At 64.6% G+C, this 16,951-nt stretch carries 14 protein-coding genes; 6 read left to right on the top strand and 8 right to left on the bottom strand.

Going from position 1 to position 16,951, the window contains the following annotated elements; all coding sequences use genetic code 11:
• Window positions 1–28: 28 nt before the first annotated feature.
• The 4 genes from AAGA68_19165 (at window position 29) to AAGA68_19150 (ending at window position 3,301) form a co-directional block, all read left to right on the top strand.
• Window positions 29–1,570, top strand: coding sequence for a gamma-glutamyltransferase (locus AAGA68_19165; protein ID MEM9387191.1), 1,542 nt, complete (start codon window positions 29–31; stop codon window positions 1,568–1,570).
• A 34-nt stretch (window positions 1,571–1,604) separates the two neighbouring features.
• Complete coding sequence (gene pdxH, locus AAGA68_19160) at window positions 1,605–2,264, top strand: pyridoxamine 5'-phosphate oxidase (GenBank protein ID MEM9387190.1); 660 nt, start codon at window positions 1,605–1,607, stop codon at window positions 2,262–2,264.
• An 18-nt stretch (window positions 2,265–2,282) separates the two neighbouring features.
• Complete coding sequence (locus tag AAGA68_19155) at window positions 2,283–2,468, top strand: CPXCG motif-containing cysteine-rich protein (GenBank protein ID MEM9387189.1); 186 nt, start codon at window positions 2,283–2,285, stop codon at window positions 2,466–2,468.
• A 281-nt stretch (window positions 2,469–2,749) separates the two neighbouring features.
• Entirely contained in the window at window positions 2,750–3,301 is a 552-nt protein-coding gene (locus AAGA68_19150) for a cob(I)yrinic acid a,c-diamide adenosyltransferase (protein ID MEM9387188.1), read from the top strand.
• 7 nt (window positions 3,302–3,308) lie between these two features.
• On the opposite strand, the gene ampE is transcribed toward AAGA68_19150, so the two are convergent.
• A complete protein-coding gene (gene ampE / locus AAGA68_19145) occupies window positions 3,309–4,238 on the bottom strand; it encodes a regulatory signaling modulator protein AmpE (protein MEM9387187.1) in 930 nt (309 codons plus the stop codon).
• Window positions 4,229–4,831 carry a 1,6-anhydro-N-acetylmuramyl-L-alanine amidase AmpD gene (ampD, locus tag AAGA68_19140; protein ID MEM9387186.1) on the bottom strand — a complete coding sequence of 201 codons (603 nt, stop codon included), beginning with the start codon at window positions 4,829–4,831 and terminating at the stop codon, window positions 4,229–4,231. Before ampD ends, ampE begins: the two co-directional genes overlap by 10 nt.
• A gap of 121 nt (window positions 4,832–4,952) precedes the next feature.
• On the opposite strand from ampD, the gene AAGA68_19135 reads away from it, so the two are divergent.
• Together AAGA68_19135 and AAGA68_19130 are read left to right on the top strand one after the other, a co-directional pair.
• Window positions 4,953–5,846, top strand: coding sequence for a 16S rRNA (uracil(1498)-N(3))-methyltransferase (locus tag AAGA68_19135; protein MEM9387185.1), 894 nt, complete (start codon window positions 4,953–4,955; stop codon window positions 5,844–5,846).
• A 152-nt stretch (window positions 5,847–5,998) separates the two neighbouring features.
• Window positions 5,999–7,381: a sodium-dependent transporter gene (locus AAGA68_19130; GenBank protein ID MEM9387184.1), complete on the top strand. Its 1,383-nt coding sequence runs from the start codon at window positions 5,999–6,001 to the stop codon at window positions 7,379–7,381.
• Between the two features lie 19 nt (window positions 7,382–7,400).
• Here AAGA68_19130 and AAGA68_19125 read toward each other — a convergent pair whose 3' ends face one another.
• Genes AAGA68_19125 through AAGA68_19100 form a run of 6 tightly spaced genes read right to left on the bottom strand, consistent with a single transcriptional unit; the run spans window position 7,401 to window position 16,838 of the window.
• Window positions 7,401–7,889, bottom strand: coding sequence for a chemotaxis protein CheW (locus AAGA68_19125; GenBank protein MEM9387183.1), 489 nt, complete (start codon window positions 7,887–7,889; stop codon window positions 7,401–7,403).
• 2 nt (window positions 7,890–7,891) lie between these two features.
• Entirely contained in the window at window positions 7,892–13,306 is a 5,415-nt protein-coding gene (locus AAGA68_19120) for an Hpt domain-containing protein (protein MEM9387182.1), read from the bottom strand.
• Window position 13,307: 1 nt separating this feature from the next.
• Entirely contained in the window at window positions 13,308–15,380 is a 2,073-nt protein-coding gene (locus AAGA68_19115) for a methyl-accepting chemotaxis protein (protein MEM9387181.1), read from the bottom strand.
• A gap of 54 nt (window positions 15,381–15,434) precedes the next feature.
• Window positions 15,435–16,025 carry a chemotaxis protein CheW gene (locus tag AAGA68_19110; protein MEM9387180.1) on the bottom strand — a complete coding sequence of 197 codons (591 nt, stop codon included), beginning with the start codon at window positions 16,023–16,025 and terminating at the stop codon, window positions 15,435–15,437.
• Entirely contained in the window at window positions 16,022–16,396 is a 375-nt protein-coding gene (locus tag AAGA68_19105) for a response regulator (protein MEM9387179.1), read from the bottom strand. The genes AAGA68_19110 and AAGA68_19105 overlap by 4 nt, the downstream gene beginning before the upstream one ends.
• A 19-nt stretch (window positions 16,397–16,415) precedes the next feature.
• Window positions 16,416–16,838 carry a response regulator gene (locus AAGA68_19100; protein ID MEM9387178.1) on the bottom strand — a complete coding sequence of 141 codons (423 nt, stop codon included), beginning with the start codon at window positions 16,836–16,838 and terminating at the stop codon, window positions 16,416–16,418.
• Between the last annotated feature and the right edge of the window lie 113 nt (window positions 16,839–16,951).

Raw genomic sequence — 16,951 nt, 5'->3', positions numbered from 1 at the left:
GTGACAGCACTGCTGTTAACATGCCGCCATGACAGAAGTCGCAGTCGCATCCAGTTCACAGCTCTCGGCGCAGGCCGGCAAGCGTATCGCGGACGAGGGCGGCAACGCCGTCGACGCTGCCATCGCGGCATCGCTCGTCTCCATGACGACCGAACCCGGGGTTTGCTCCCTCGGCGGGGGCGGCTTCGTGACGGTCAGCGCGCCAGGCGAGGCGCCGATAACCATCGACGGCAGCATCGCCATGCCAGGGCGCGGACTACGTCCCGAGGAGCTTGGTAAGGGTGTGCACGATGCGGTCATGGGATACGGCGGTGGCCTTCGCACCATCGTCGGCCATGGGAGCGTGGGCGTCCCCGGCGCCCTCGCCGCACTCGGTCTAGCCTCAGAGCGTTTTGGTCGCTTACCGTGGCACGCGTTGGTGCAGCCTGCCTACGAACTCGGGCGTGATGGCTTCCCGCTACCGCAACCGGCCCACGACTACCTGGTTCACTCTCACGAGGTGGTGTTCGGCTGGCATCCCCTGAGCCAAAGGGCGCTGCATCACGCTGATGGTAGCCTGAAGGGCCGCGGTGAGCTGATCGTGGTGGATGACCTCGGCGACAGCCTGGAGCGGATCGCGAGGCTCGGCGTAGGTGACTTCTATCGCGGCGAGATCGCCGCGCGCATCGCCAGTGATAGCCGCGCCCACGAGGGCATGCTGTCGGCGGAAGATCTAGCTACGTATGAACCCGTGGTACGCACGCCCCTGGCCGTCTCTTTGGGCGATTGGGACATCGCCACCAACCCACCACCGGCGATCGGTGGCACCACGTTATCGGCGATGCTGCTCGCGGTGCGCCGAGCCAAACTTCAAGGCACAGACGCCGAGTCTATCTCCCAGCTGGTCGACATCCAGCGCGCCGTGTTCGCCTTTCGCCGCCACACACTCGATCTCAGCGACCAGGTCGACGAAGACGCCCGTGCCTTGCTGGAAACGGCCAGTGACGGCGCTCTGCAGCCCAACGCACCGTCATCGTCCACGGTGCACGCCTCGGCAGTCGACGATCATCGGGGTGCATGCGCCATCACCATGTCTGCAGGCTACAGCGCCGGCGTAATTCCCCCAGGCACCGGAATCTGGATGAACAATTGCCTGGGTGAGATCGAACTCAATCGTCGCGGACTGATCGCTGGCCCGCCCGGCACCCGCATCTCCTCGAACATGGCCCCCACCGTCGCCACCCACCGCGCAGGCCACGTGCTCTCGATCGGGTCGCCCGGTGCTGATCGCATCACTAGCGCGATCCTGCAGACGCTCATCAACTTCGTGTATCGCGATATGAACTTACGCGATGCCATCAACGCACCGCGTTTGCACACAGAAGTGAGCGATTCGGGCGGTGAGAAGGTGGCGGTGGAGCCGGGCATCGACGCCTCGAGCGTGCGCATCCCCGTGCGCAGCTTCGACGAACAGTCAATGTACTTCGGGGGTGTCGGTGCCGCTCTGCTTCGCGCTGACGGCCGCCTCGAATCCGCAGCAGACCCGCGCCGCACCGGGGGAGCTGCCAAAGGGGGTACTCCCCAAGACTAGCAACGCCGCTAGGCGCGGCATCCTGGAAACCCCGATGACCACGAGCACACCGCTACTGCCAGACCCCCTCCCAGCCGAACCCTTCGCCACCTTCGAACGTTGGTTTATCGAAGCCATGGACGCCAGGGCGACGGCGAATCCAAACGCCATGTGCGTCGCCACGGTCGATGAGACCGGACGTCCGCGAGCCCGCATCGTCCTATGCAAGCTCATCGACAGCACAAGCGGCCACGTAGTGTTCTTCACCAACTACTCCTCTGCCAAGGGTCAGCAGCTCACCGCGACCCCGTGGGCCGAAGCCGTCCTACTGTTCGACGCGCAAGACAGGCAGGTGCGGCTGCAAGGCCCCGTCGTACGCTCGCCGTCAACCGAGAGCGACGCCTATTTCGCCTCACGCGACCGCGATAGCCGAATCGGCGCATGGGCGTCCCAACAAAGCCAACCGGTCGATTCGCGCGATGCGCTAATCGATCGATTCACAGCGACTGGCGATCGGTTCGCCAACGGCGACGACGTGCCACGACCGCCGCACTGGGGGGGCTGGCGCCTGTGGCCACAGCGCGTGGAGTTATGGGTATCCGGCCCTGCCCGCATTCACGACCGTGCCGTCTGGGAACGTCAGGTCACGCCTCACACGGACGAGCAGGGAAGCGCGGATACAGGACCCTGGACCGTGACTCGCCTGCAGCCCTGACGCTCGAGCACTTGCACGATGATGGACCTAGAACAGCTGGTGCAGTGTCCCGCGTGCTGGGAGACTCACTCGGTGCTGATCGACCCGATCGAAGGCGAGCAGGAATTCGTGGAGGACTGCGCCGTGTGCTGTCGTCCCATGAGTATCCGCGTGAGGGTAGAAGACGATGCCGTAGTCAGCGTCGAGGTAGAGGATGCCAACTAGGTGGGCTCGCACTAATGCGCTGGGTCGCGGGGCATCGTGACAAGGCGCATTTCGATTTCCGCCCCGGGGCCGCTGGCGCTCTTTCCAAGGTCCCCGTCTGCGGACCAAGCTTGGCCAATCGGCCCCGATCGCTTCGTGCTGCCGCCTAACGGCGCCGCACCTCAGGTAGAATCCCCACCCTTCTCCACGGCGCGCGATGCGACCCTCGCAGGTCACGGGTGCGCCGCGACTCATTCGCGTCGCCGCGATACGACGATGGCAACGGGAGCTTGCTGAGGTTTATGGGCAATCGACTCACGAAGATTTATACGCGAACCGGCGACAAGGGCACCACAGGCCTCGGCGATGGGTCTCGCGTGCCGAAGGACGATCCGCGGGTGGAGGCCTACGGCTGCGCCGATGAGCTGAACAGCCATGTAGGCGCATTGCTCGCCGTAACGAACTTGCCCGAACGCGTCGTCGAAACGCTCACGGACGTGCAGCACGACTTGTTCGACCTCGGCGGCGAGCTGTGCCTGCCCGGCTACACGGCTATGACCCAAGCCCATGTGGACCGCCTGGAGCACGTCCTCGATGATTTGAACGAGGAGCTGCCGCCTTTGAAGGACTTCATCCTGCCGGGCGGTGGCCCGGCCGCTGCTGCAGCGCATGTGGCGCGCACTGTGTGTCGACGCACGGAGCGACGCATTTGGACTTTGGCGCGGGATGCGGACGTCAACCCACTTCTCCTCACCTACCTGAATCGCCTGTCGGATCTGATGTTCGTCATCGCCCGCACCCTCGCCCGTCACGAGCGTGGCGGCGACGTGCTGTGGTGCCGGGATCGCACCTAGACGTCGTTCAGCGTACGGAGCCTGCCAGGGTCATCAAGGCGATGACGGTCAGCCACACCCACAGGGCCCTGTCGACCAGCGCCAGGGCGTGCTCGACGCTCTGCGCCAGATCCATCTGCTCGTCGTCCGCCTCAGCTCCTAGGGCGCCGCACCCTACGCGGGCGAGCAACGTCTCGTTGGCCACGTAGAACGACATCGCCGGTACGCGGCGATGCTCGCGCCAAGCTGCCAGGGCCCGATCGAAACTCCCCGCCAGCGCTAGCGCCAAGGCCAACAGGCGAATCGGCACCCAGGCCAACACGCCGTGCACGCGCCGAACGGCCTGCAAGAACGCCGGCAAGTCGTCACCGTCCGCACGTCGCCGATCTGCCTCGAAGGCCGCCCGCCGGCGCAGGAGATCGCTGATCCGGAATGCCCAAGCGGCGGCCGCGCCGAAGGGCCCAAACACGATGAACCAGAAAATCACTCCGAACAGGCGATTGTCCGCCTGCACGAATATCGCCTCCCGGAGCTGGCGGCGGGGCAAATCGCCTTCGTCCCCCTGCCCTGTGGATCGCACGTCGTGTTCGACCAGGCCCTTACCTAGGCGGCGCGCTTGCTCCGCCTCTCCTGTGCGCAGCGCCGTCGCATAGTCCTGTACGTCTTCAGCTAGATTCCTCGGCCCGAGGGCCACTAGCAACATCAGCACTGAAAACCCTACGTAAGGGGCGCCAAACAGCCAGTTCTGCGCCAGCAGGTGGCAAGTCCACGCCACGGGCGCCACCGGCAGGGCGACCACGGGAAGGGCCAGTAACAGCGCGACCCAACCCTGGCAGCGCGACAGCACACCGAGGGCAAGATCGAAGTAAGCGTCGAACCAGCGCAGCTCGCGAAGGGAGAACAGGCGCGTAAGGCGGTACTCGAGCACCAAACCGAGCAGCAGAGCGATTAGGTGCATGCTCGCCCCACCGAACAGTGTCCAGCAGCCACCATGTCGAGCGACGTCAGGCGAGTGAACAACCCCAGCCAGTCGAAGGCCTCGCCAGGGTCGGTCTTGCGCCCGGGGGCAATATCGCAGTGCCCCACGACGCGCTGCGTCCCGAGGGTGGCCGGCCAGGCAGCGAAAATGGCGCGCAACGCGTGGACTAGCGTGTCGTACTGGGCCGAGGCGTAGGCCGTGTCGTCCGTACCTTCGAGCTCGATGCCGATCGAGAAATCGTTGCAGGCTCGGCGACCGAAGTAGCACGAAGGGCCTGCATGCCACGCCCGCGCGGTCAACGGAACGTACTGCAGCAGACGACCATCGCGCTCGATGAGCAGGTGCGTGGAGACACGGACCTCGGCCAGCTTGGCGATTTCCGGCTCAGGGTGGCCTGCCAGGCGATTGGTAAACAACGCCTCTACATCGCCAGTGCCGAATCTCCCTGGCGGAAGGCTGATCCCGTGCAGCACCACTAACGAGGGCACCATACCCTTAGGACGCAGGTCCTGATTCGGCGAGTGGCGCTGCTCCGCCCCTGCGACACGCCCGCTCTGCGGATCGACGTGCAAGCGGCCACCAGCGCCCTGGTGAGGAGTGGAATTCACCAGTCGATTCTAGCGGTTACGGTCACTGCGCGCTGCTTCGCAACTTGCGCCGGCGCAGCGTGCTCGCGAGAATCGATCGATTGCGATGATCGGACGGCCCGCGGATTGGACTGCGCCGACGGTCAGCCTCACCGTGGAGCCACTGCGACACCCCATGCGTATCCCTCGAGTGCTGGTGCAGGGGCCGATTAACGGACGCGAGTCTCTGGACCTCGAAGAGCCTATCGCTCACCACATACAGCGCGTGCTTCGCCTTCGCCCCGGCGAGCCGCTGGTGCTATTCGACGGTCGCGGCGGGGAGTACCAGGCCACGCTAGTGCAACGAAGCGGTCGCCTCGCCGCCGACATCCATCAACATCGAGAGGACGATCGAGATGCGGGGGGACTGGCGGTCACCCTTTGGCAGGCGGTGTGTCGCGGGGGCCGCATGGACACGGTGGTGGAGAAGGCCACTGAGCTCGGCGTGCACCGCATCGTCCCCTTGCTCACCCAGCGAGCCGTGGTGAAGCTGCAGGGCGAGCGAGGTGAGCAGCGTCGGGAACACTGGCAGCGTGTCGTACACGCGGCGTGCGAACAGTGCGGATTGAACCGCGTGCCAGAGGTGACCTCACCCACCGCGCTCGAACAGGCTGTGCGCGCGCTCGATCAAGCGCCACAGCCAGGCGCCCCCTATCGCTGGTGGCTGGATCCGCGCGCCGGGCAGCATCTAGGCCAGCGCGCTGCCTCGCTGCGCACGGCCCCTGGCACGATCATCTTGCTGGTCGGCCCGGAGGGCGGCTTCGATCATCGCGAAGACAAGCTCCTCGATGGCGCCCACTTCGAACGCTTGTCGCTTGGCCCCCGGGTGCTGCGGGCAGATACGGCAGGGCTCGCCGCCCTGGCCATGCTCCATGGCGCCGTGGCCAACGCTACCAATGGCACCTCCCTGCCCGCCGTCGACGAGTCGCCACCGCCCCTATCAGAGGATCGCGCCGAATGAGCAATGCGGTACCCGGCGCGCTGGCCGGCCTTTGCCCAGGATGGCGATGAGAATCCCCGGCAGCATCGGCGGTTTGCTAATGTCCCCCCTCGAGCCGCCACGCGGGCGTTGAGCGAGCACCCGCCAAGCCACCTGCACTCACGGACGAATACATGTCAGCGACCGCCACCAGCAGCGCCCCAGCCCACGAGCATTTTAGTTCCCGCCTCGCCTTTTTGCTGGCAGCCATCGGCACCGCCGTGGGCCTCGGCAACCTGTGGAAGTTCCCGTACACGCTTGGGCAGAGCGGCGGCGCTGCTTTCGTCGTTATCTACCTAGTCGCAATCGTGCTCATCGCCACACCGATCATGTTGAGCGAGATGATCATCGGCCGACGCACCGGACTGTCACCGCCACAAGCCCTGCGCCAGCTGGCTGGGGACCGTGGCGGCAGCGTCTGGGCAATGCTCGGCTGGGCTGGGATCATCGCCGTGTTCATCGTCCTGAGCTTCTTCAGCGTGGTGGCCGGATGGTCCCTCGCTTACCTAACTAAAGCAGTCACTGGTGCCTTCGTAGGCCTCTCCGCTCAGGGCGCAGGGCAGATGTTCGGCGACTTTCTCGCTCGCCCCGCAGAGCTCGTATTCTGGCATGCCCTGTTCATGGCGATCACCGGCTACACCGTATCGCGGGGCATCACCGGCGGCATCGAACGTGCCCTGAAGCTGCTCATGCCCGCCCTTTTTGTGCTGCTGATCTTCATGGTGATCTACGGCATGGTGGCAGGCGACTTTCCTAACGCTATCAACTACTTGTTCGTGCCCCGGCTGGAGCAAGTTAACTTCGATGTGGCCCTCGATGCACTTGGGCAAGCCTTCTTCTCCGTCAACGTTGGAATTGGGTCAGTGCTGGTCTACTCCGCGTACCTGCCCGCCAACGTGCACTTGCCTAAGGCAGCGCTTATCGTGGCCACGGGCGATACGCTGGTGGCCCTACTCGCGGGGCTTGCGATCTTTCCAATCGTCTTCCAGTACGGCATCGATCCCGCTGAGGGGCCGCAGCTCATCTTCGTTGCCTTATCTACGGCCTTCGGCCAGATGGCGGGCGGTTCGATCATTGGCGCACTGTTCTTCCTGCTGGTGTTCGTGGCGGCGCTCACCTCCGCTATCGGCATGCTCGAGCTCATGACCTCGCGGGCGGAAGAATCGCCCAGGCTCAATCGCCGAATGATGGCCCCGCTGCTGGCAGGGGCCGCCTTCCTATTCGGCTTGCTGACCGTGTTCTCCTTCAACCTACTAGGCAACTTCCACCCGTTAGCGTTCATCCCACGCTTCGAAGGACAGACGATATTCGGCCTACTAGACTTTTCGGTGACCAACGTGATCATGCCCCTGGGAGGCATGCTCTACGCGCTGTTCGCCGGCTGGTGGATCTCTAGTGCGGTGACTAGTGCAGAGCTCGAGTTGCCGCCGTTTTGGTACCGGCTCTGGCAACTGTTCACGCGCTTCGTCGCGCCGATCGCGATCGGGTTGGTCTTCGTCTTCAGCCTCGGGGGCTAGAGGCCTGGGGCGGCGGCGACTAGGCCGCCGTCTCGGCGAGCTGGTGCTCGAGCAGTTCGAGATCTGGAATCACCGGCGACTGTCCTACCATACGCAGCTGACACAGCACGGGCGCCGATGCGGGCCAGTTGCTCTGCTCATCCGCCACCAGCACTTCCGCGCTCACGCGCACGAGCTGGGGAAAACCAGCCGTCAGAATGCCGAAGTACCCCGGCGAGAAGGCATCCCCCAAGCAGCGCATGAGCACTACGCGGGCGCGGTGGGCGGGAGGCTCCACGTTGATGCCGCAAAGCCCCTCGAAAGAAATCACCGGCACTTCGACGTCACCCCACGGCAACTTGCCCATGAGCCAGGGGGTATGCGCGTCGCGTCGCGCATGGCGGGCAGCGTCCCAACCCACCACCTCGGCCACGCAGTCGCGCGGCACGATCAATCGCATCTGCTCTAAAGGGACGAGAAGGCTGTACAGGGCACCACTATCGATGGATAGCTTGTGGGCATCGCTCATGGCTAGGCTCCTCCACCCGCACCGGCACCGCCAACGCGGGATCGATTTAAGAAGGGCTCCAAGGCGGTGAGCAGCTGTGCCTCCTGGTAGGGCTTGCCCAGGTAGTCGTTCACTCCCAGGGCCAGCCCGTGGGCGCGGTGCTTCTCGCCAACCCGCGAGGTGATCATCACGATGGGGATGCCGCGCAGGCGATCCTGCTTGCGCATGTGGGCGACCAGCTCGTATCCGTCCATACGGGGCATCTCGATATCGAGCAGCAGCACATCCGGTAGGTGCTCTTCCATCACAGAGATCGCGTCGATGCCGTCGCGCGCCGTCAGCACTCTCACACTGTTGCGCTCAAGAAGACGGCTGGTGACGCGGCGTACGGTGATCGAGTCATCCACCACCAACGCCAGGGGCTTGTGGTGCTCGGCTGGCGGCAGCTCCTCCGCCTGGGCAGCGCGTACGGCCCCACCGCGCACAAGGGCACCCACATCGAGGATCAAGCGCAGGGCACCGTCGCCGAGCACGGTCGCGCCAGCGATGCCGCGGATCGCAGCGATCTGGGGGCCCGCCGTCTTCACGACGATCTCCCGGTTGCCGTTAAGAGCATCCACGACGAGGGCCGTGCTGCGCTCACCGGCGCGCACTAGAATCACTGGCGTGGTGGTGGTGTCCGGTAAGGTCGCCGTCTCATTGCCGAGGAGATTTCCAAGCAGCGAGAAGCGGTAGCGCGTACCGCTGTACTCGTAGACAGGGCCAGACTCCTCCAAGTGTCGCTCAACTTCGGGCGTCGGCAGCCGCAGTATGCCCTCCACCGCTGGCAGCGGAATGGCATAGCCTTCGCCTCCCGCCTCGACTAGCAAAGCCTGTGTGATGGCGAGGGTAAACGGCAGGCGCACTTCGAAGCGCGTGCCTTGGCCTTGCGAGGACTCGAAGTCGAGCGTACCGCCGAGCTTACGCACCTCACTGGCCACCACGTCCATGCCGACGCCGCGCCCGGCGGCCTGCGTCACCTCGGAGGCGGTACTGAAGCCTGGGCGGAAAATCAGCTGCATGAGATCGCGATCGCTGAGCTGATCATCGCTACTGATCAGGCCCTGGCGCAGGCCACGCTCTCGAATCGCCTCAACGTCCAGCCCTGCCCCATCGTCAGACACGCTAATCACCATCTCCGCGCCTTCGCGGCGCAAGCTGATCGTGATCTGCGCCTGTTCCGGTTTGCCGGCGTCGTGGCGCTCAGCGGGCGACTCGATACCGTGCACAACCGCGTTTCGCAGCATGTGTTCGAAGGGCGGCAGCATGCGCTCCAAGATGTGGCGGTCGAGTTCCCCTGCACCTCCGTCGATTCGTAGCGCCGTTAGCTTGCCTTGCTCATCCGCCGTTTGTCGCACGATGCGCGTTAGTCGCTGCGTATGCTTCGAGAAAGGCACCATGCGCGTTCGCATCAAGCCCGCCTGCAGATCGCCCGTGGCCCTAGCCTGCTGGACGAGTAGGTTCTCGGACTCGTTGTGCATGCTCGAGAGCATGTCGCGAAGGCTACCGAGATCGTTGACTGACTCAGCAAGCGCGCGGGAGAGCTGTTGAATCAGCGAGTAGCGATCGAGCTCAAGGGGATCGAAATTCGTGCGCTCGCGCGAGCTGTCGTCTTGGTGACGGAAGAGTATCTGCGCTTCGGTCTCCAGCTCCAGCTTGCGCAGCTGAGCGCGCAAGCGATCCACGGTCTGGCCAAACTCCGCGACGTTGAAACCCATCGAGGAGATCTGCTGCTCCATGCGGGAGCGGAAGATACTGATCTCACCGGCATCATTCAGAAGGGAGTCGAGCAGATCCGCGCCGACACGGATCGTCTCGCGACGCTTTGCCAGCTCGGCACCCGGAGGCACCGGTGTCGCCCGAGCAGCTACCGAAGCGGCTTCCGTGGCCGCACGCGCCAATCCCTGCTCGACAGCGCTCGCGCTCGATGCCGCATCGTCAGAGCCAAGCGGTTCCGCGGGTGCTGTGAATTCTGGCTCGTCTTCCGCTTCCAGACCACCGCCCGCGGCACTGCGAATTTTGCTGAGCGCGGCGGCCGAGCCGCGCAGAGGCTCGCGGGCGAGGAGTGCATCGCGCATCCCGTGCAGGCTGTCTACGGTGCTCTGCGCTAGGTCGAGAATTTGCTGATCGCCGGTCGTATCGTCTCCATCGCCCGCCCGGATTAGCAGGCTTTCGAGTTCATGGCTAACGTCACCGATAGGAGTGATTCCCGCCATGCGCGCACCGCCCTTGAGGGTGTGCAGGACTCGTTTAAGCTCAGCCACGGCAGCAGCGCTGTCGCCCCCCTTGTGGCGCCATTGCTGAAGACTGCTGTCCGCCGCCTCCAGCAACTCGCCGGCCTCTTCCGTAAAGATCTCGACGAGTGTGTCATCGTAGGCAGGCGCGTGGACCTCATCATCGGCCTCGCTCGGGACCGAGTCGTCCGCACGGGGCGCGGTGAAGTTGCCAGTCGCCACGCCCAGCTGATCTTCCGGTACTGCTTGCGGCGACGCGTCTGGTTCCGGTAAGTCGTACAGCTGTTCCAGCAGATCGTCTAGGGCATCGATCGAATCAGGCGCGTGCAGCTCAGCCCGATCTTCCATCCAGCGCTCAGCCGTGACCGCCGAGACGCCCAGTACCTCAGCGGCCGCATCGGGAAGGCAAAGGCCTTCGTAAGCTGCCGTCTCCAGGTAGCGCCAAACGCTCTCCGCCAGACGCTCCAACGGCTCCAGGCTGGCATCGCTCGCTAAGCGTTCCACGCATCGCCAGGCCTCCACTAACTGCGGATCGACGGCGGCAACGCCAACGCTCGTACACGCCCCGGTGGTGAGCGTGCCCACCTTGCCGACGGCCGCATCGATCGCCTCGCGAACCGCATCGTCGAGCTCGTGCACGGGCGCCACTACGAGGTCGGGGTTCGCCACTGACCCTGAGGTTGCCTCATCGCCGAGCTCCTCGTCCCCGGCCACATCGCGCAGCTCCAACAGCGTGGGCAGGCTCTCCGTGGGGTCGCGACGCGCATGCATCGCGTCGGCCGCCGCTTCCCACTCCCCGAGATGGGTGGTGGAGTCGGGGCGTTCCGAGTCCTCCTCTTCCGCGGCGATCTGCGCAAGCGGCGGCGCCTGCGCATCGAAACTCTCATCGCTCGTTGGCGCATCCTCTCGATGCGGCGGCGCGGCGGCTTCCGGTACCGCCAAGTTACCGAGCTCAGCTCCGCGGCGAATCAGTGCCTGCAGCGGCTCGTCGATCGCCGTCCCCTGCTCAAGGCAGACGACGAATCGAGGCAAGGCGCGCGCCGCGTCATCGATGTACTGACGTAGCTCGTTGGTGGCCGAGAAACGCTTGTTCAACAGACCGTTCAGCAGGTGCTCGACGCCCCAGGCGAAATCGCCGATCTCCATCGCGCCGACCATCCGCCCACTCCCCTTCAGCGTATGGAAGGAGCGACGCAGGGCCACGATCATCTCGGGGCTATCCGAGGCATCACGCCACGCCGGGAGGTAGGCATTGATCGACTCTATCTCCTCCCGCGCCTCCTCGAGGAACAGATCGAGCAACTCCGGATCTACATGAACGCCGGCACCCGTTAGCCGCACGGCCTCCACGTCCTCTGCACCACCCTCATCGCTTGCCGTAGGTTCCGAGGCGGGCTCCGGGAGTAGCTCCTCGGGTGCCAGCACGTCCAAACAGGTCGCGGCGTTGTCCAACATATAAGCTGGATCTGGCCGACCCGCGCCTATCGTCTCTAGGTAGTACTCGAGTCCGACAAGCGCGTCCGCTAAGCGATCCAAATCGCTGTCAGCAGGTGGTGATGAGCCGTTGAGGAGGGGACCCTCCACCACCGTAACGAGCCGGCGGGCGATCCTTGCGGCCTCATGCTTCTCGAGCATGTGTAAGGCCGCCGCCACGGTGCGCTGAAGCGGACCGAGGCGTTCGAAGTTCTGGCGGTCGCGCCGATCGCGCGAGTAGCGCGCGAGGATTTCCTTTATCTCGCCAAGGCTAACGTTGCACTCGCGGACGACTGCCGCGACTACCTTTTGAAATTCTTGGTTAACCCCGGTGGCCTCATCCTCCTCGCGACCGGAGGAGAGCGATTGGGATTCCAATGCATCATCTAGCGCATCTTCGATCTCGAGCAAGGCCGAAGCCACGCCGAGGAGAGCCTCGGCATCCACCCGGTCGGTCTCGATCAGCGCCTCTAGCGCATCGCGCTGTCCCTCGATGCGCAGTGACAGGTCGCCGAGACCGAGCACGCGCAGCGTGTCACCGATCTTCTTGAACTGCTCAACATTCCCTGCGAGGGCCGACGAGTCGGCGCTGTCGCCGCTGGCCAGATACTGCTCCAACAGCTCCTTGATACGCGAAAGATCACTCTTGATCGCCTCGCCCACGGTGCCCATGAGCTCCGCGCTGGGTCCGCCTAGATCGGCGCGGGCCGAGTCGAGCTCCTCGTTTTCAGGCAGTAGCTCGCGCAGCGCGAAGGCCTGCTTCACTGCACCGACCCGCTCACCCGTAGAGCCCGCTCGGGCCACGTAGTACAGCAGGTTGCTCAGGAGCTCCTCAGCCGGGGCGGCTTCGAAGTCCCCTTCGCCGGCGGTGACCACACGACGCAACTGACGCTCAACTTGGCCCATAAGACGCTTTATCGAGGCCCCGGTGGGCAAGCCACCGTCCTGGAGCGCCTCAATCACTGCACACACGACCCAGAACAGGCGGGCGAGGGAGGAGACGCGAGTCAGATCGATCACGCTCTCCGAGACCACGTTCATGCGGCTCAGACACCGCTCGGCGTCGCGTCCGCGCAACCAGCCGAGCAGGGACACCTGGAAGTGAGGGTGCAGCTTGCGCACGACCTGGGAGATGTCTTCGGCGGTCGCCTTGCCGCCAAACGTCTCCGGCATGGTCTCGGCGGGGATATTGAGGATAAACAGCGTACTCTCGGAGAGCAGCGGGCTACCGCGTACGGCACGCAGGTCATTTAGCAGAGGCAGCAGCAGGAGCGGGATATCGCGCTCGCCGGCCGCCACGCGCTCGACGTAGGCAGGCAGCTGCACAACCGAACGGGTGAGGGCGTCGAGGCCATCGTCAGCGCTGAGCAGCGTGCCCTGCTCGATGCCCTCAGCCACCACCTCCATCTCCTCGACGAGCAGGGTAGCGCCCTGGATATCCACCATGCGCAGGGCGCCGGCAGCGGTGTGCATCAGATTGGCGAAGCGGCGCATCAAATCGAGCGCCTCGCGATCCTCGGCGAAGCGCTCTAGAAGCGCTCGAGCATCAACAATACTGTTAGCTAACTCGCGTTTTACCCATTGCACGGTCTCGTGCGACCACGCCGCTCCAGCCCCGCGGCGTGCCGGCCGCGGACGGGTTCCGCTGCCGCCGGCGGCGCTCGCCGTGGGCCCTGCCGGAGGCTGCGTCATCTCAGGCTGCTCCCGCCGTGCGTTGCGCCGAGGCACTCGAGGATCTGCGGCCGCCATCACCGTCCGCCGCGCTCGATATATCGATCGCGCCAGTGTTGGTGCTCGGGCCGCTGCTGCCGCTCGCACGGTCAGGCAGGGTGAAGCCGGCAACAGACTTGCGCAGACCGCTCGCGAGCTTGGCAAGCTTGCCGATGGCGGTCGAGGTGGCCCCCGTTGACTCGGCGGTCTGCGCACTGATCTCCTGCAGCACGGCCATGTTGCGGGTCACACCGCCAGCGGCGGTGGCTTGCTGACGCGCAGTGGCGGATATGTTCTGCACCAAGGAGGCGATCTGGTTGGACACTTGTTCGATCTCATCGAGGGACGCGCCCGCATTCTCCGCCAAGGTAGCGCCGCTGACCACATCCGTGGTGCTCTGCTCCATGGAGATCACGGCCTCGTTGGTGTCGGCCTGAATCGTCCGTACCAACACTTCAATCTGCTTGGTCGCGTTAGCCGACTTCTCAGCCAGACGCTGCACCTCGTCTGCCACCACAGCGAAGCCGCGACCCGCCTCGCCGGCCATGGAGGCCTGAATCGATGCGTTCAGGGCGAGAATGTTGGTCTGGTCAGCGATATCATTGATTAGCTCAACGATGTTGCCGATCTCCTGCGAACTCTCTCCCAGACGCTTGATCCGCTTGGAGGTCTCCTGAATCGTCTCGCGGATCGTGTTCATGCCGTCGATCGTGCGCCGCACGGCCTCACCGCCCTTGTGCGCCACGTCCACCGAGTGGCGCGCCACGTCGGAGGAGCGCTCGGCGTTGCCGGAAACCTCTTCGATCTGCTTGGCGATGTTGGCGATCGATTCCGTCGCCGACGCAACGTGCCGCGACTGGTTCCCGCTGGCGGTAGCCAAGTGAGCCGCACTCGCCTTGGTCTGGCGCGCAGCAGCGTCGATTTGAATGGCGCTTGCATCGATGGTCTCTACCAGCCCACGCAGCGCTTCGACCGCGTAGTTGATGGAGTCGGCAATGGCACCGGTGATGTCCTCGGTGACGGTCGCCTGCACCGTCAGATCACCGTCGGCCAAGCTACCGAGCTCGTCGAGCAATCGCAGGATCGCCGTTTGGTTGCGCTCGTTTTGAGCGGCCTGAGCCTTGGCAAGACGCTGAGCGCTCGCCGCACCACGCTGCAGCACCAGCGTCACCAAGGCGAGCACGAGGGCCACCCCGAGGGCCACCGGCATCATCAGAGAGCTGAGACCGCCGGCCACGGTGGTGCCGGTCACGGCGGGCAGAGCCTTGAACCACTGCTCGGACGCAGCGGTCAGCAGGTCCGCTCGGCTCTGCATGAAGATCAGTCGGTCCGCCGCTCCCACGGCGATGCGCACCGCTCCGGCCAGCGTCTCGAAGGTGCTGGACACACGCGACAGCTGCGCGCGCGTCGCGCCGTTCGACACGTCGGGCACGCCGAGCGCGTTATTCTTCTCGCTCAGGCCTCGAATCATCTGTCCGAGGTACTCTTCGCCCGAGCTCATTCGCTCGACCACGAGCGCGATCGTGCCGAAGCCGCCATTGAGTGCCGCGGCGTCCTGCTGCATGCCTTTCGCGGTGAGTTCGAAACGCTCGATATGCGGTTCCAGCGTGGCCCGATCGGCCGAGGACAACATGCCGAGGAGATCGCCAAGCTGGTCGAACAGCTGATCGACCTGCGCGTCGATCTGCGTGGCCGCCTCACCTACCTCCTCCAGGGCTGAACGTGTCTCGAGCACGGCGCTCGCGTGCCGCGCGACCTTGTCGCGCGCATCGGCGATCGCGGAGGACTCGTTCGGCAGGGGTTGCGTCGACTTCAGCTCCGCTACCAGTGAGCCCAGCGCGTCGAAGGCCTCGGACTCGTGGCGCCGAGTGGCCCCAGCGGCAGCGATCAGCTGCTGCGAAAGCACTCCCTGCTGCTGCACCGCCGCTGCCAGACGTAAGCCGCCTGCCTCCTCTTGAACGCCGAGGAAGTGGCTCGCGGCGGCCACCGCCAAGGACGCCACCAGGGCGATTCCGAACAACGGAAGCAAACGTTCCGACAGGCTTTTTTCAGACATGATCGACTCTCATATGACTCCGCGCCAGTGCGCGGTCGGTAGGATCGCGAGGCGCTAAACCGCCGGATCCAGGAACTTATCGCTCTCAATCAGCGTGTGCAGGCGTACGGCAGGCCATACCTCGTCGTCCACCAGGAAGCCGCCCTCCACGCAGGGTCGGATGCGCGGTGGCAACCCGTCCAACTCCACCCGTCGCCGGCGCGTGTCCGGTATTCGCCGGAAGCCGTAGACCTCGTCCACGATCAGTCCCGCTGGGATCTGCCGATGACTGGACACCAACACACGAGTACCACTCAGGCCTACGGGCACTGGCGCGTCGAACAAATAAGCGCGCAAGTCCGTCAAGGGGATCAGCTGACCGCGCAGCTGGGTGATGCCACGCAGCCACGGCTGTGCGCCCGGCACGCGAGTGACCTCCGGCGGCATTAGGACTTCCATGATCTCCTCGCGCGGGGTGAGCAAGCGAAGGTCACCTACGCGCAGAGCGATACCGTTCCACTCCTGCCCTGGCGCGCCGTCCTCGCCAGGCCCTAGGCGCGCCTCGCGCGCTCGACGCTCCATCTCTAGCAGCAGCCGGTAGGGATCGTGGCGCAGGCTCAGGAGCGAGGACGGCTCGGCGGGCCCCGACGGCGGCTGCTCGCTCATGCGGTATGGCGCTCGAGAGCCGCGCGGGCCGTATCGAGTAGCTCGCGCTCGGATACGGGTTTCACCAGGTAGTCGACGGCGCCCTGGCGGATGCCCCACACCCGATCGCTCTCCTCGTCCTTTGTGGTCACCATGACAACGGGGATCGCTGCGGTTTCCGGGTGCCGAGATAGCTCGCGCGTCGCCTGAAATCCGTTCAGATGCGGCATGATCACGTCCATAAGAATCAAGTCTGGGTGCAGTTCCTGCGCCTTGCGTACGCCATCCTGGCCATTGACTGCTGTGGCGATATCGTAGCCGTGCTTCTCCAACGATGTACGCAGGGCGTGCGTTTGCGTTGGAGAATCGTCCACGATCAGAACCAGTGCCATGGCCATTGCTCCATCCGAGTTACCGTTCTACGTGCCGTTCGATTGCTTCAAGAAGTTCGTCCTTGGTGAAGGGTTTGGTCAGATACTCCTCGGAGCCGACAATGCGCCCGCGAGCGCGATCGAACAAACCGTCCTTGCTCGACAGCATGATCACCGGGATGCTGCGAAAGGCCCGGTTATTCTTGATCAGTGAACAAGTTTCATAGCCGTTGAGACGCGGCATCATGATATCGACAAAGACGATATCCGGTTCATGATCCGCTACCTTGGCCAGAGCGTCGAAGCCGTCTTCGGCGGTGACCACGTCACAGCCCTCGCGCTTCAACAGCGTTTCGGCCGTTCGGCGGATCGTCTTACTGTCGTCAATAACCAACACCTTCAAGCCCTCGAAGGATGAGGCGACGGCGTCGGACGTGGTGGCGCTGCTTTCGTTACTGCTCACGTGAGCCCCTCTTTCGGAAGGTCCAGAGGCAATCGGTGCGACCTTGTTATCATCGGACCTCCTGTCCTCGATATGGGAAATCCTTCCCTATTTCTGTATCCCGCAGCGGCTGT

This window comes from Pseudomonadota bacterium (assembly GCA_039193195.1).
GTDB lineage: Bacteria > Pseudomonadota > Gammaproteobacteria > Steroidobacterales > JBCBZW01 > JBCBZW01.
Note: the sequence above shows the minus strand (reverse complement) of the source record. Positions and strands in the feature narration are given on the sequence as shown.

Coding starts and splice junctions, on each gene's coding strand:
- AAGA68_19165 (MEM9387191.1), top strand. CDS start 29: ATGACAGAAGTCGCAGTCGCATCCAGTTCACAGCTCTCGGCGCAGGCC.
- pdxH (MEM9387190.1), top strand. CDS start 1,605: ATGACCACGAGCACACCGCTACTGCCAGACCCCCTCCCAGCCGAACCC.
- AAGA68_19155 (MEM9387189.1), top strand. CDS start 2,283: ATGATGGACCTAGAACAGCTGGTGCAGTGTCCCGCGTGCTGGGAGACT.
- AAGA68_19150 (MEM9387188.1), top strand. CDS start 2,750: ATGGGCAATCGACTCACGAAGATTTATACGCGAACCGGCGACAAGGGC.
- ampE (MEM9387187.1), bottom strand. CDS start 4,238: ATGCACCTAATCGCTCTGCTGCTCGGTTTGGTGCTCGAGTACCGCCTT.
- AAGA68_19135 (MEM9387185.1), top strand. CDS start 4,953: ATGATCGGACGGCCCGCGGATTGGACTGCGCCGACGGTCAGCCTCACC.
- AAGA68_19130 (MEM9387184.1), top strand. CDS start 5,999: ATGTCAGCGACCGCCACCAGCAGCGCCCCAGCCCACGAGCATTTTAGT.
- AAGA68_19125 (MEM9387183.1), bottom strand. CDS start 7,889: ATGAGCGATGCCCACAAGCTATCCATCGATAGTGGTGCCCTGTACAGC.
- AAGA68_19120 (MEM9387182.1), bottom strand. CDS start 13,306: ATGACGCAGCCTCCGGCAGGGCCCACGGCGAGCGCCGCCGGCGGCAGC.
- AAGA68_19115 (MEM9387181.1), bottom strand. CDS start 15,380: ATGTCTGAAAAAAGCCTGTCGGAACGTTTGCTTCCGTTGTTCGGAATC.
- AAGA68_19110 (MEM9387180.1), bottom strand. CDS start 16,025: ATGAGCGAGCAGCCGCCGTCGGGGCCCGCCGAGCCGTCCTCGCTCCTG.
- AAGA68_19105 (MEM9387179.1), bottom strand. CDS start 16,396: ATGGCACTGGTTCTGATCGTGGACGATTCTCCAACGCAAACGCACGCC.